This window comes from Thermoanaerobacter sp. X514 (assembly GCF_000019065.1).
Lineage (GTDB): Bacteria > Bacillota > Thermoanaerobacteria > Thermoanaerobacterales > Thermoanaerobacteraceae > Thermoanaerobacter > Thermoanaerobacter pseudethanolicus.
The window spans coordinates 1,241,341-1,255,227 of the sequence record NC_010320.1; the positions used below are offsets into that span (position 1 = coordinate 1,241,341).

Here is a 13,887-nt window from a genome sequence, read left to right on the forward strand (position 1 = left end):
CTTTTAAATAGTGTTGGCAGAATATATAAATTTTATAAAAGATAGAGCTGACGATATTTTAATTTTAACAACTCAGCATATTCAATTATCTGTTATGGCTCTGATTATAGCTATAGCTATAGGAGTACCATTAGGTATCTTGATTGCAAAATTTCCTTCAACTTCTTCATTTGTCATTGGATTAGCCAATGCTGTACAAGCAATTCCAAGTTTAGCTTTGTTGGGATTTTTAGTGCCTTTTTTAGGTATAGGTTCAACTCCTTCAATAGTTATGATAGTTATGTATACACTACTACCAATTATAAAAAATACCTATACCGGTCTTGTCAATATAGATAAAGCTATTCTCGAAGCGGGTAAAGGTATGGGAATGACGGAGATACAATTAATGAGGATGGTGCAACTGCCATTGGCTTTACCTGTTATAATGGCAGGTATTCGAATAGCAGCTGTGACAGCCGTTGGTTTTACTACTTTGGCGGCGTTGATTGGAGCCGGTGGTTTAGGTCAATTGATTTACAGGGGGATATCGATGGTGAATAACCAGATGATACTAGCAGGTGCAATACCAGCAATGATTTTGGCACTATTGATAGACTATATTTTACTTTTAGTAGAAAAGATAGTAACTCCAAAGGGAATAAAATAAAAAAAGGAGGAGATTTTAAATGAAAAGAATTTTGCTATTAAGTTTGGTTTTTATTTTAGCTGTTACTTTCATGGCATCTTGCGGTATTGGCAGTTCTCAAAGGAATGCAAATGATACTGTAGTTGTAGGATCAAAAAATTTTACAGAGCAAATTATCGTAGCTAATATGGTTGCCGAAATGATTGAAGCACATACCGATCTCAAAGTAGTGCGAAAACTAAACCTTGGCGGTACAAATGTAAACTTTGAGGCGATAAAAAGGGGAGGTGCGAATAACGGAATAGATATTTATGTTGAATATACAGGGACAGGTTTGGTGGACATATTAGGGATGGAACCTACTACTGATCCAGAAAAAGCTTATGAAACAGTGAAGAAAGAATATAAAGACAAATGGAATATAGTATGGTTGAAGCCACTTGGATTCAATAATACCTATACTTTAGCTGTAAAGGATGAATTGGCAAAGCAATATAATTTAAAGACTTTTTCAGATTTAGCTAAAATTAGCGATAAGTTAATCCTGGGAGCTACAATGGAATTTTTGGAAAGGCCTGATGGCTATCCTGGTCTACAAAAAGTGTATAATTTTAAGTTTAAACACACAAAATCCATGGATATGGGTATAAGATATACAGCGATAGATAATAATGAAGTTCAGGTTATTGATGCTTTTGCTACTGATGGATTGCTAGTATCTCATAAACTAAAAATACTTGAAGACGATAAACACTTTTTCCCACCTTATTATGCTGCACCAATTATTAGGCAAGATGTGCTAGACAAACACCCTGAATTAAAAGATGTTCTCAACAAATTGGCAAATCAAATTTCTGATGAAGAAATGCAAAAACTTAATTACAAGGTCGATGGTGAAGGGCAAGATCCAGCAAAGGTAGCAAAAGAATTTTTAAAAGAAAAGGGATTAATTTAGCAGCAGAAATGCAAAGCTTCCTGAATTTGGTCAATCAGGAAGCTTTATTATTTTATTTTAAGAATTAAAAATAAATTTTCTTCACTTTATCAGTTCAATTTGATAAAATATGTACTATACATAAAAAAGGTATAAAGGGGGATGCATTGTGAGGAACATACGGATATACGACACCACATTAAGAGACGGAGTTCAAGGACAAGGTATATCTTTTACTGTAGAAGACAAATTAAAGATAGTTAAAGTTCTTGATGAGTTTGGTGTAGCCTATATTGAGGCAGGTAATCCTGGGTCTAATCCTAAAGATATTGAATTTTTTGAAAGAGTTAAAAATATTAAATTAAAAAATGCTAAATTAATCGCTTTTGGCAGCACAAGAAGAGCAAATACAACTACCGAAGAGGATGCTAATGTGATTTCTCTTTTAAATGCTGACACAGAGGTAGTAACTATTTTTGGCAAGTCATGGGATTTTCAAGTTACAGAAATTTTGAAAACCACTTTAGAAGAAAACTTAAAAATGATTTATGATACAGTAAAGTTTTTTAAAGACAAAGGTAAGTCAGTTATATTTGATGCAGAGCATTTTTTTGATGGTTACAAACAAAATCCAGAGTATGCTTTAAAGACATTAGAAGTAGCATTAGAGGCGGGAGTAGACAGTGTTTGTTTGTGTGATACAAAAGGTGGAGCTTTTCCGATGGAAGTTTATGATATAACAAAAACTGTTGTAGATAAATTTAATACGGAAGTAGGAATACATTGTCACAATGATAACGGAATGGCTGTTGCAGATTCTATAATGGCAGTACAAGCAGGGGCAATACAGCTGCAGGGTACAATAAATGGCTATGGGGAAAGGTGTGGCAATGCTAATTTATGTACTTTGATACCTAATCTACAACTTCTGATGGGATATAAATGTGTACCTGATGAAAATTTAAAGCAATTGACTCATTTAGCCAGATTTGTAAGTGAAATTGCAAATGTCACTTACGATGAAAGGGCGCCTTATGTTGGGAAAAATGCTTTTTCCCACAAAGCGGGGATGCATGCTGATGCTGTAAATAAAAATACTTATTCTTATGAACTGATTGACCCTTCTTTAGTGGGAAATAGTAGGACCTTTTTGATTTCTGAAGTTGCTGGCAGAGGAGCAGTGCTAAATGCCATAAATGAAATAGATCCAACTATTACAAAGGATTCTCCTGAAACCAAGTTAATTTTAGATAAATTAAAAGAAATGGAGTATTTAGGGTATCAATATGAAAATGCAGGAGGCTCTTTAGAACTTTTGATAAGAAAGGTTCTTGGAAAATATAAACCAGCATTTAATTTAAAAGAGTTTAAAGTTATTGTAAATGAGCCTTCTGTAAATAGTGTTAATTCTTCAGCACTTATAAAAGTGGAAGTCGATAGTATAGAGGAGATAGCTGCAGCTGAGGGAGATGGGCCAGTACATGCTCTTGATAATGCTGTAAGAAGAGTACTGGAGAGATTTTACCCACAGATAAAAGAGATGAGGTTGACAGATTATAAAGTGAGGGTTTTGGATTCTAATTCTGCAACTGCTGCTAAAGTTAGAGTTATAATAGAGTCTACAGACGGAAAAGATTCCTGGAGCACAATTGGGGTTTCTACAGATATTATTGAGGCTAGTTGGAGAGCCCTTGTTGATTCAATAGAGTACAAACTTAACAAAGAAAGTTAATTCAAAAGCGGAGAAATTGACATGAATTGTCATTGATGTTAAAGTAAAAATGAACATGTCAATTTCTCTTTTTTTGAAAGGAGAAATTTGAATGATAATAAGTGCCAGCAGGAGAACGGATATACCAGCTTTTTATAGTGAGTGGTTTTTCAAAAGGATGGAGGAAGGTTATGTTTTAGTGAGAAACCCTTTTAATTTTCGTCAAGTAAGTAAAGTTTTTTTAAATAAAGAAACAGTAGATGGAATTATATTTTGGACAAAAAATCCAGAAAAAATGATACCGAAATTGCATTTGATAGAGGACTATGCTTATTATTTTTTATTTACTTTAAATCCCTATGATAAAAGAATAGAGAGGAATGTGCCAGAAAAATCACATATAATTGAAATTTTTAAAAAGCTGTCTAGCAAAATAGGGAAAGAGAGGGTAATTTGGCGTTATGACCCTATTATTTTAACTCCCGAATTTGATATAGAATACCATGTAAAAAGCTTTAAGGAAATAATGTCTGAACTTTATGGATATACATCAAAATGTATAATCAGTTTTGTGACTCTTTATCCTAAAGTTTACAAGACTTTAGAAAAAATAGGGGCTTATGAGATAAACAAGGAACAGAAGTTAGAAATTGCATATAGATTTTATGAAATAGCGAAAGAGCACTCAATTAAACTTGAGACTTGTGCAGAAGAATTGGATTTATCGCCCTATGGTATAGAGCATGCGAGATGTATAGATAAAACTTTAATAGAAGAGCTTTCAGGTAAAAAATTCAATATAGGAAAGGATAAGAATCAAAGGAAGTTTTGTGGTTGTGATGAAAGTATAGATATTGGTGCCTATGATACTTGTCTACATGGCTGTATTTATTGCTATGCAAACAGCAATATAAGTTCTATAAAAAGAAATGTAAAGCAATATAATGTAAATTCTCCACTGTTGTGTAGCAAATTGACAGAAAAGGATACAGTAAAAGAGAGAAAAGTGGAATCTTGGGCTATTAGCCAAACTTCAATTTTTGATAAATGAAAAATCTGTGTATGTGGAAAAGTTTTCTTTGTTGTAGTATGATTGAATTATAAAATGTTTGTTGAGATATCAGTAAAGTCTTTAAAAAAGAATTATTAAAGGGATAGTTTTTGGCTATCCCTTATTTTTGTGCATAAAGCTCAATTATTTTTATTATAACTTCGACGGCTTTTTCGATTGCGTATGTTGGTATAAATTCATATTTACCATGAAAATTATGTCCACCTGTGAATAAATTAGGTGTTGGAAGTCCCATGTAGCTTAATCTTGCTCCATCAGTGCCCCCTCTTATAGGCACTATTTTAGGTTCGACTCCTACTAATTTCATTGCCTCTAATGCTGTATCAATTATGTGCATATGCTTTTCAATTATTTCTCTCATATTGTAATACTGGTCTTTAAGTTCAAGCTCTATTGTGCCTTCACCGTATTTTTTATTTAATGTTTCTACAATGCTTTTTAGGTATTCTTTTTTATCTAAAAAAGTTTGTTTATCAAAATCTCTGATAATATAATACATTTTAGTTTGTTCTACATTGCCTTCAAAATTGTTTAAATGATAAAATCCTTCATATCCTTCAGTATTGGCAGGAGTTTCATGCTCAGGTAACATATTTTGGAGTTCTATTCCAATCAAAATGGAGTTTTTCATCTTGCCTTTTGCTGTTCCAGGATGCACATTTCTGCCATTAATTTTGATTTTAGCACTGGCAGCATTGAAATTTTCGTATTCTATTTCTCCAATTCCACCGCCATCTACAGTATAAGCAAAATCACAATTAAATTTTTTTACATCAAATTTGTCTACACCCCTACCAATTTCTTCATCAGGTGTGAAGGCTACTTTTATATTGCCATGCTTTATTTCAGGATGATTTATTAAATATTCCATAGCTGTTATTATTTCTGCAATTCCTGCTTTATCATCAGCTCCCAAAAGAGTTGTTCCGTCTGTGGTGATTAAAGTTTTTCCTATGTAATTTTTAAGCTCTGGAAATTCAGTAGGAGATAATACTATGTTTTTTTCTTTGTTTAAGATTATATCTTTGCCATCATAATTTTCTATTATCTGAGGCTTTACGTCTTTGCCGCACATGTCAGGACTTGTGTCCATATGAGCTATAAATCCTATTGTAGGGAGTTCTTTGTCAGTATTTGAAGGAAGTAAAGCCGTAACATAACCGTTTTCATCTACATTTACCTCTTTAAGGCCTATTTCTTCAAGCTCATTTGCTAATTCTTTTGCAAATATTACTTGTCCCTCAGTGCTGGGATAAGTTGTTGAGTTTTCATCCGATGTTGAATGATATTTTACATATTTTAAAAATCTCTCCACTATTTTTGACATATTATAACCCTCTTTCATTTAAAATTTTTCCCAATGTAAAACTTCAGATAAAGCTTTTTTATATTTTGGTTGTGGTTCTTCTGCGGGATATCCTAATGATATAATAGAAATCATTCTTAAGTTGTCAGGAATGTTGAGGTATTCGTTTATTTCTTTTTCATAGGTTCTGTTATACCCAGCTACCCAACAGGAACCTAAGCCGTAGGCAGTAGCTGCGAGTAATATATTTTCTGTTGCTGCTGAACCATCTTCTAAATGATGTCTGTTATTTTTATCGCAGTAGACGATGACACAAGCTCCTGCATCTTTAATGAATTTCCCATATGTAGCTTTTTCTGCTATGAATTTAAGTCTTTCTTTGTCTGTTATAACGACAAAATGCCAAGGTTGTGCGTTATTTCCACTGGGAGCAAGCCTTGCGCAGTCTATTATGTCTTCTAATATTTCTTTTGGAATAGGTTTATCTATGTATTTCCTTATACTTCTTCTCTTTTTTAAAGCCTCTAATGCCTCCATAATTTCGCACCTCCTCTTTATATTATATCCCATAAAGTAAAAATTCCAAAAAGATTGACAAAAATTTATGGGTATGTAAAAATAAAGCTAAGTAAACTTATACATACTTTTGAAAAACTTGAACAACATAGATTTATGGTATAAAATAAGTATGTAAATAAAGAATGGAGGTTTACATATGAGGAAATTGATAAGCTTTGATTATTCAAAAGCGCTGCAATTTGTAAGTGAAAAAGAAATCGAATATATGGAAAGGCATGCAAAATTATCTCTTGATATGGTGCTTAGTAAAAATGCTCAAGGAAATGACTTTTTAGGATGGGTGAGTCTTCCCAAAGACTATGATAAGGCAGAGTTTGAACGCATTAAAAAAGCAGCAGAGAAGATTAAATCAGATTCTGATGTGCTTGTAGTAATAGGTATAGGTGGGTCTTATTTAGGGGCAAGAGCGGCAATTGAAATGCTTTCTCATTCCTTCTATAATTTGTTGCCAAAAGGTAAGAGGAATATGCCGGAGATTTATTTTGCTGGAAACAGCATAAGCTCTACATATTTAAGTGATTTATTTGAACTTATAGAGGACAAAGATGTATCAATAAATGTGATTTCTAAATCTGGTACTACTACAGAACCGGCAATAGCTTTTAGAGTTTTTAGAGATTTTCTTGAGAAAAAATATGGAAAAGAAGGGGCTAAATCGAGAATATATGTGACAACAGATAGAGCGAAAGGAGCTTTAAAAAAATTAGCTGATGAAGAAGGATATGAAACATTTGTGATTCCTGACAATGTTGGAGGAAGATACTCAGTTTTGACAGCTGTAGGCCTTCTACCAATAGCAGTAGCAGGCATTAGCATAGACGATATGATGCAGGGAGCTTATGATGCTTCAACAGTCTATACCAAAGACAACCTTAATGAAAATATCAGCATGCAGTATGCAATTTTGAGAAATATTTTGTACAGAAAAGGCAAAGCTATAGAAATACTTGTAAATTATGAGCCAAAGCTTCACTATTTCTCTGAATGGTGGAAACAGCTTTTTGGAGAAAGTGAAGGTAAAGACAATAAGGGAATTTATCCTGCTTCAGTAGATTTTACGACAGATTTACACTCAATGGGGCAGTTTATACAAGAGGGAAGCAGAAATATTTTTGAAACAGTTTTAAATGTTGAAAAACCTGTTAAAGATATAGTTATAAATGAAGACAAGGACAATATAGATGGGCTTAACTTTTTAGCAGGAAAAACTATAGATTTTGTCAATAAAAAGGCTTTTGAAGGAACATTATTGGCTCATACAGATGGAAATGTTCCTAACCTTGTAGTAAATATCCCTGAAATATCAGCTTACTATTTTGGCAATCTGGTCTACTTCTTTGAAATGGCTTGTGCTATAAGCGGATATATAAATGGGGTTAATCCATTTGACCAACCAGGAGTAGAGGCTTACAAGAAAAACATGTTTGCACTTTTAGGAAAACCAGGATATGAAAAAGAAAAAGAATTGTTAGAAAAAAGATTGGGAAAATAAATTAAAGGCCGGGCAATTGCGCGGCCTTTTTAAATAGGGGTTGACTTATTTTTTTGTGTACATTAAATCGTAGTATTCTTTTAACATTCTATTAGCTGAGAAAGCTTCATAAGTCGTCCTTATGCTTTCTCTCATCATGTTTTCCCATTTCGCTTTATCATTGTAGTAGGTTGGAACTACTTTATTTAAAAGGACGTCATAGAGTGCTTCAAGGTCGTGTTTGTCTAATTCTTCTATGTTGTCAGACTCAAAACCATCCCCAAATTGCCAGCCATTTACTCCGTTTATACAAGCTTCTGGCCACCATCCATCTAAAATACTTAAATTTAACACTCCGTTCATGGCGGCTTTCATGCCGGAGGTACCACTGGCCTCTAATGGTCTTCTTGGATTGTTTAACCACACATCAGTGCCTCGAGTAAGCATTTTTCCTATTGTCATATCGTAATCTTCTAAGAATACTACGCTTTCAGGATATTTCTTTGTCATCTCTATTAATTTTGCGACAATTTTTTTACCCACGTCATCTAATGGATGACCTTTTCCTGAAAACACCATTTGAATTTTTTTAGACCTTAAATAATCACCTATAACTTCGTCATTGGTAAATATAAGATCGCTTCTTTTGTAAGGAGCAGCTCTCCTTGAAAAACCTATCAAAAGTTTATCAGCGTCTAATTTAACTCCTGTTTTTTGATATACAAAATCAATTAATTCTTGTTTTAAAATATTGTGAGTTTGTAGGAGCCCTTCACCTTTGTTGTAGGCTTCTATTATCCTTTTATCTACCCAAGTATTTCTGTCAATACCATTGGTTATGGAGATTATAGGTGCTTTGTTGTCAACATGCTGCCACATTCTGTTTGCAGTTTGCCCGTGAAGTTTTGAGACACCGTTTGCAATGCGAGAAAGTCTCAAACCTGCGACTGTCATATTAAAAGGAACGCCACCAATTTGGGCCATTTGCTCAATTGAAAGGCCATTGTTTGCACCCATATACATAAGAAGTTCTAAATCGTGAGATTCGTTTCCTTCCTTAACAGGGGTATGGGTTGTAAATACTACTTCTTCCCTTGTGGCTTTCCATGCTTCTTCAAAACTCATATTTTGATTTTCCATTTTTTCTTTTATAAGCTCAATGGCTGCTAATACTGCATGCCCTTCGTTAAAATGATAAACATCAACATCAATTCCCAAAGCTCTTAAAGCTCTTACTCCGCCAATGCCTAATACTATTTCCTGTGCAACTCTTTCTTCACCAAACCATCCATAAAGTTGACCTGTTATCCATCTGTCCCCATTTTCTGGTATATCTGTGTCAAGCAAATACAGAGGAGCATTGTCAAAGTTGTCTATCAACCATACTTTGCAATACACATTTCTATTTCTTATTTTTACTTTTACCTTTACTCCAGTGTCCTTTAAAAAGTCGTACTTACGTGTGTAATTGCGATAGGCATCATAGGGGTATCCGTCTTCACCGATATGTTGTTCTGTATAACCTTGTTTCCACAGTATGCCTATTCCTACTAAAGGCATACCTAACTCTTTTGCAGCTTTTAGATGGTCTCCTGCTAAAATGCCTAAGCCACCTGCATATAGTTTGAAATCTGACTGTAAGCCATATTCCATGCAGAAATAGGCTACTCTTGGTAATTTTTCATTACCCATATTAAACCTCCTCATTTTCCAAGTGTTAAGTATATTATAATATTAAAAAAATCATTATGCAAGTGTTTGCACAAGTATTAAAAATAAAAACAGTGTTATTGCTCAATAATTTTTATATCTATGTACGGGCCACTCAGTGAATGCTAATACTAAAAGCATTATAAAATTCACAATAGGTATAAACATCAAAAGACCATATGCTCCTCCATAACCAGTTTTATCAAAAATTTTCCACCAGATTAAACCGTAAAGTATAATTGATCCAATAGAAAGGATACCAAAAATAAGAGATGAGAACATTCAAAACATTCCTTTCTCGAAAATTTATATTCTTTACAATTATAGTATAGCAAATAACATAAAAAATTTACAGATTTATTTTAAAAAAGTTAAAAGCCTGCAAAATCTTTAGAGAGGGACAAAAAAATTTCTATTGACATAGGAGTTAATCCATAGTATCATATAGCTTAAATAGTTTAACAATTTAATACTTTAAAATCTCTTATCGAGAGTGGTGGAGGGACTGGCCCGATGAAACCCGGCAACCGGCATTTTATATGCGTCTTGGTGCCAATTCCAGCAGCGTTTCGCTGAAAGATGAGAGAGTTTTGGTGTCTCTTCTTTTGGCGAAGAGACTTTTTTATTTTTAAAAATGGAGGCGATGTAGATGTTGAAAAATGAAAATTTGTGTACTAAACTTAAGAAAAGGAAGTTTGTTGTGACAGCAGAAATTTCTACGCCAAAAGGGGTAGATATAACGAAAACTATTGAAGAAGCGAGAAAATTAAAAGGCATTGTAGATGCCTTAAATATAACGGACTGTCCTATGGCGAATATGCGGATGAGTCCTATAGCAGTCGCTCACCTTTTACAAGACCACTTAAACATTGAAGCTATTTTTCATTTGACCTGTAGAGACAGAAATCTGATAGGCCTTCAGTCAGAGCTTTTAGGAGCTTATGCATTAGGGGTGAGAAATATACTTGCATTGACAGGAGATGACCCTTCCCGTGGAGATACTCCTCAGGCTAAAGGGGTATATGATGTAGATTCTATTGGGCTTTTAAAGATTATCAGTGCTTTTAATAGAGGTTATGATTACAATGGAAATAAATTAGATTCCCCAACAGAATTTTGCGCCGGTACGACTGCAAATCCAAATGATTTAAGGGATGAAGCACTAGAGAAGCTTAAAGTTAAGATAGAGGCAGGGGCAGAATTTATTCAAACACAACCGGTTTATGATGAGGAAATTTTATTTAAGTTTATTGAAAAGATTAAAAATTTCAATGTACCACTTTTGATAGGCATATTACCTCTTAAAAGCTATAAAATGGCAGTCAATTTAAATGAAAAAGTGCCAGGTATAGATATTCCAGAAAAAGTTTTAGAAAGGCTAAAGGATGGAGGAAGAGAAGAGGGAATAAACATAGCTGTAGAGTTTATAAAGCGGATACGCAGTGAAGTTGCAGGAATTCACATTATGCCTTTAGGGAGTACAAATGTTGTGTTAGAAATAATTTCAAGAGTCGATGATTTAGTCTGTGATTTTGCAGAAAATAACGTACAGATGAATTAAATGGAGGTTAAAAATGTTAGACATTTTTAAAGAACTTTCAAATAGAGTGATTGTTTTTGATGGAGCAATGGGGACACAACTTCAAGAGAGGGGTTTAAAAACTGGAGAGTGTCCCGAATATATGAATATAACCCATCCAGAAGTAGTATTTGATATCCACAGGTCCTATATAGAAGCAGGAGCGGATGTGATTGAGACAAATACCTTTGGCGCTAACAGGATAAAATTAGCAAAATATGGACTGGAAAATGAGGTTTTCAATATTGTCACTCAGGCTGTCAAAATTGCCAAAGAAGCTTCCAAAGATAAACCTGTGGCACTTTCTATAGGACCTATTGGAGAACTTTTGACCCCTTATGGAGACATGACTTTTGACGAAGCTTATGATGTTTTTAAAGAAGTAGTTATAGCTGCAGAAAGAGCGGGAGCAGATATTGTTTTAATTGAAACAATGTCAGATATGCTGGAGGCAAAAGCTGCCATTCTTGCTGCTAAAGAGAATTCAAACATGAAAGTTATATGTACAATGACTTTTCAAGAAGATGGAAGGACTCTCATGGGGTCAGACCCTATAACTGTAGTAGTTAGTTTACAAGGGTTAGGATTAGATGCCATTGGCGTTAACTGCTCGACAGGTCCCGATAAAATGGTAAGTGTAGTGGAAAAAATGTCTCAAGTTTCTCGCATACCTATTATTGCACAACCTAATGCAGGTATGCCTGTCATTCGCGACGGCAAAACAGTTTACGACTTAAAACCAGAAGAATTTGCTAGTTTCTTTCCTTCTCTTGTTGAAAAAGGAGCATCTATAGTGGGAGGGTGCTGCGGTACTACTCCTCACTATATAAAACTTGTTAAAAAAGCTGTAAAAGATTTAAAGCCAAAAGTCAAAGTCAACAAATTTACAGCTGTAGCTTCCAATACAAAAACAGTTTTCATAGGCCACGATTATTCTTTAAGGGTTATAGGGGAACGTATAAATCCTACTGGAAAAAAGAAGTTAAGTGAGGCTTTTTTGGCGGGAAATGTGAGTTTAGCAGTAGAGGAAGCTATAAAACAGCAAAAATGCGGAGCGGAAATATTGGATGTAAATGTGGGAGTTCCTGGGGTAAACGAAGAAGAATTACTTCCTAAAGTAGTTTCTGAAATACAAAATGTGGTAGACATTCCTCTTCAAATAGATAGCACTAATATTAAAGCTGTAGAAAAAGCTATAAGAATTTTAAGAGGTAGACCCATAATCAACTCTGTAAGTGCAAAAGAGGAAAGTTTAAAAGAAGTGCTTCCTATTGTCAAAAAATACGGAGCTTGTGTTGTAGGACTTACTGTAGGAGATAAAGGGCTTCCCAAAGATAGGCATGAAAGAATTGAAAATGCGAAAAAAATTATAAAAAAAGCGGAAGAGTATGGCATACCTAAAGAGGACATATTGATAGATTGTATTGTGCTGACGGTTTCTTCTGAGCAGGAGGCCGCAATTGAGACTTTAGAAGCGATAAAATTGGCTAAAGAAGAGTTAGGAGCAAATACTGTTGTGGGACTTAGCAATGTTTCCTTTGGTTTACCTGAAAGAAGGTTGATAAACTCTACTTTTTTAGCAATGGCAGCATCTTATGGGCTTACTACTGCTATTATAAATCCCTGCGATGAAGCCATGATGGACACTTTGAGGGCATCAATGGTTTTACTAAATAAAGATAAAGGCAGTGTAAATTATCTAAAAATATATGGTAACAGGCAAAAAGAGGAAGGTAAAGAAAAAGAACAGCAAAAAATTCAGGAAGAAGATTTAAAGTCAAAGTTCTATATCCAAATTTTAGAAGGTAAAAAATCAGGAGTAGAAGATATAGTAAAAAATATTTTAGAGAAGGAAGTTCAGCCTCTTTCTATAGTTGATAACATAATAATTCCTGCCTTAAAAGAAGTGGGAGATAGATATGAAAAAGGCATATATTTCTTGCCACAACTTTTGAGCTCTGCAGAAGTGGTGCAAAATGCTTTTAGGATAATAAAGGAAAAGCTTCCAAAAGGTTCAGTATCTAAAGGCAAAATAATACTTGCTACAGTTGAAGGAGATGTACATGATATAGGAAAAAATATAGTAAAAGTTTTGCTTGAAAACTATGGATATGATGTAATTGACTTAGGAAAAGATGTCAAAGGAGAAGTGATATTAGAGGAAGTAAAGCGAACAGGGGCACCGTTAGTAGGTCTAAGTGCTTTGATGACGACAACTTTGTTTAATATGGAGAAAATTATCAAACTGCTTAAAGCAAATACTGATGTGAAAATAATGGTAGGCGGGGCTGTTTTGACTGAGGAATATGCCTATAAGATTGGAGCAGATTATTACGGAAAAACGGCTCAAGATGCAGTTAAAATTGCTGATAAGTTTTTCTTAAAAAATGCTCTTTTATGTAAAACTTGTGGTATTTAAAGGTGGTGTAGAGGTGTCAGTAGAAGCGGTGAAAGAGTTTTTTAAAGAGAAAGGATATGATATTAAAATAAAAATTTTTGAAGATACAAGCACTGTGGAAAAAGCAGCTAAATCTTTAGGGGTAACTCCTGGGGAAATAGCAAAGTCTATGCTTTTTAGATTAAAAGATAAATATATTATGATTATAACAGCAGGGGATAGAAAAATAGACAATAAAAAATTTAAAGATACTTTTAAAACAAAAGCAAAAATGGCATCCCCAGAAGAAGTGTTAGAAGTTACAGGGCATCCTGTTGGTGGCGTTTGTCCTTATGGGCTGAAAAATCCGGTTGAAGTATATTATGATGTGTCTTTAAAAAATTATGAGGTAGTATATCCTGCAGCTGGTGATACAAATGCTGCTGCTACCATAAAAGTCGAAGACCTTGATAAAATAGTAGAAGGAAAATGGGTAGATGTATGCCAATAGACATACATC

The 13,887-nt window shown here is 34.1% G+C and carries 11 protein-coding genes and 1 riboswitch; of the genes, 8 read left to right on the plus strand and 3 right to left on the minus strand.

The window, feature by feature from the left end:
- The first annotated feature begins 10 nt into the window (after positions 1 to 10).
- From TETH514_RS06085 to TETH514_RS06100, 4 genes are all read left to right on the plus strand, one after another.
- A complete protein-coding gene (locus tag TETH514_RS06085; RefSeq protein ID WP_009052932.1) occupies positions 11 to 649 on the plus strand; it encodes an ABC transporter permease in 639 nt (212 codons plus the stop codon).
- Positions 650 to 668: 19 nt separating this feature from the next.
- The gene (locus tag TETH514_RS06090) at positions 669 to 1,583 is read left to right on the plus strand and encodes a glycine betaine ABC transporter substrate-binding protein (protein ID WP_009052931.1); all 915 of its coding nucleotides are present in this window, start codon (positions 669 to 671) and stop codon (positions 1,581 to 1,583) included.
- Between the two features lie 148 nt (positions 1,584 to 1,731).
- Positions 1,732 to 3,294, plus strand: coding sequence for a citramalate synthase (cimA, locus tag TETH514_RS06095; RefSeq protein WP_009052930.1), 1,563 nt, complete (start codon positions 1,732 to 1,734; stop codon positions 3,292 to 3,294).
- Positions 3,295 to 3,385: 91 nt separating this feature from the next.
- On the plus strand, positions 3,386 to 4,324 hold the full coding sequence (locus tag TETH514_RS06100) for a DUF1848 domain-containing protein (protein WP_009052929.1): 939 nt from the start codon (positions 3,386 to 3,388) through the stop codon (positions 4,322 to 4,324).
- Between the two features lie 121 nt (positions 4,325 to 4,445).
- On the opposite strand, the gene pepT is transcribed toward TETH514_RS06100, so the two are convergent.
- The gene (gene pepT / locus TETH514_RS06105) at positions 4,446 to 5,672 is read right to left on the minus strand and encodes a peptidase T (RefSeq protein ID WP_009052928.1); all 1,227 of its coding nucleotides are present in this window, start codon (positions 5,670 to 5,672) and stop codon (positions 4,446 to 4,448) included.
- An 18-nt stretch (positions 5,673 to 5,690) separates the two neighbouring features.
- Complete coding sequence (locus TETH514_RS06110; RefSeq protein ID WP_009052927.1) at positions 5,691 to 6,188, minus strand: nitroreductase family protein; 498 nt, start codon at positions 6,186 to 6,188, stop codon at positions 5,691 to 5,693.
- Positions 6,189 to 6,366: 178 nt separating this feature from the next.
- On the opposite strand from TETH514_RS06110, the gene TETH514_RS06115 reads away from it, so the two are divergent.
- Positions 6,367 to 7,722 carry a glucose-6-phosphate isomerase gene (locus TETH514_RS06115; protein ID WP_009052926.1) on the plus strand — a complete coding sequence of 452 codons (1,356 nt, stop codon included), beginning with the start codon at positions 6,367 to 6,369 and terminating at the stop codon, positions 7,720 to 7,722.
- 45 nt (positions 7,723 to 7,767) lie between these two features.
- On the opposite strand, the gene glgP is transcribed toward TETH514_RS06115, so the two are convergent.
- A complete protein-coding gene (glgP, locus tag TETH514_RS06120) occupies positions 7,768 to 9,393 on the minus strand; it encodes an alpha-glucan family phosphorylase (protein ID WP_009052925.1) in 1,626 nt (541 codons plus the stop codon).
- A gap of 499 nt (positions 9,394 to 9,892) precedes the next feature.
- Positions 9,893 to 9,997: riboswitch (SAM riboswitch) on the plus strand.
- Between the two features lie 63 nt (positions 9,998 to 10,060).
- Between glgP and TETH514_RS06130 the strand changes: the two genes are divergently transcribed.
- From TETH514_RS06130 to TETH514_RS06140, 3 genes are read left to right on the plus strand one after another with little or no spacing between them, the layout of a single operon-like run.
- Positions 10,061 to 10,972: a methylenetetrahydrofolate reductase gene (locus tag TETH514_RS06130; protein ID WP_003871154.1), complete on the plus strand. Its 912-nt coding sequence runs from the start codon at positions 10,061 to 10,063 to the stop codon at positions 10,970 to 10,972.
- A 13-nt stretch (positions 10,973 to 10,985) separates the two neighbouring features.
- The gene (locus tag TETH514_RS06135) at positions 10,986 to 13,409 is read left to right on the plus strand and encodes a homocysteine S-methyltransferase family protein (protein WP_009052924.1); all 2,424 of its coding nucleotides are present in this window, start codon (positions 10,986 to 10,988) and stop codon (positions 13,407 to 13,409) included.
- The gene (locus TETH514_RS06140; protein ID WP_006569951.1) at positions 13,378 to 13,878 is read left to right on the plus strand and encodes a YbaK/EbsC family protein; all 501 of its coding nucleotides are present in this window, start codon (positions 13,378 to 13,380) and stop codon (positions 13,876 to 13,878) included. Before TETH514_RS06135 ends, TETH514_RS06140 begins: the two co-directional genes overlap by 32 nt.
- Positions 13,879 to 13,887: the final 9 nt, after the last annotated feature.

What these genes read in the sequence shown, in the direction of transcription:
- TETH514_RS06135 (WP_009052924.1), top strand. Translation starts at nt 10,986, where the DNA reads ATGTTAGACATTTTTAAAGAACTTTCAAATAGAGTGATTGTTTTTGAT.
- TETH514_RS06115 (WP_009052926.1), top strand. Translation starts at nt 6,367, where the DNA reads ATGAGGAAATTGATAAGCTTTGATTATTCAAAAGCGCTGCAATTTGTA.
- TETH514_RS06110 (WP_009052927.1), bottom strand. Translation starts at nt 6,188, where the DNA reads ATGGAGGCATTAGAGGCTTTAAAAAAGAGAAGAAGTATAAGGAAATAC.
- TETH514_RS06090 (WP_009052931.1), top strand. Translation starts at nt 669, where the DNA reads ATGAAAAGAATTTTGCTATTAAGTTTGGTTTTTATTTTAGCTGTTACT.
- glgP (WP_009052925.1), bottom strand. Translation starts at nt 9,393, where the DNA reads ATGGGTAATGAAAAATTACCAAGAGTAGCCTATTTCTGCATGGAATAT.
- pepT (WP_009052928.1), bottom strand. Translation starts at nt 5,672, where the DNA reads ATGTCAAAAATAGTGGAGAGATTTTTAAAATATGTAAAATATCATTCA.
- TETH514_RS06140 (WP_006569951.1), top strand. Translation starts at nt 13,378, where the DNA reads ATGCTCTTTTATGTAAAACTTGTGGTATTTAAAGGTGGTGTAGAGGTG.
- TETH514_RS06130 (WP_003871154.1), top strand. Translation starts at nt 10,061, where the DNA reads ATGTTGAAAAATGAAAATTTGTGTACTAAACTTAAGAAAAGGAAGTTT.
- TETH514_RS06100 (WP_009052929.1), top strand. Translation starts at nt 3,386, where the DNA reads ATGATAATAAGTGCCAGCAGGAGAACGGATATACCAGCTTTTTATAGT.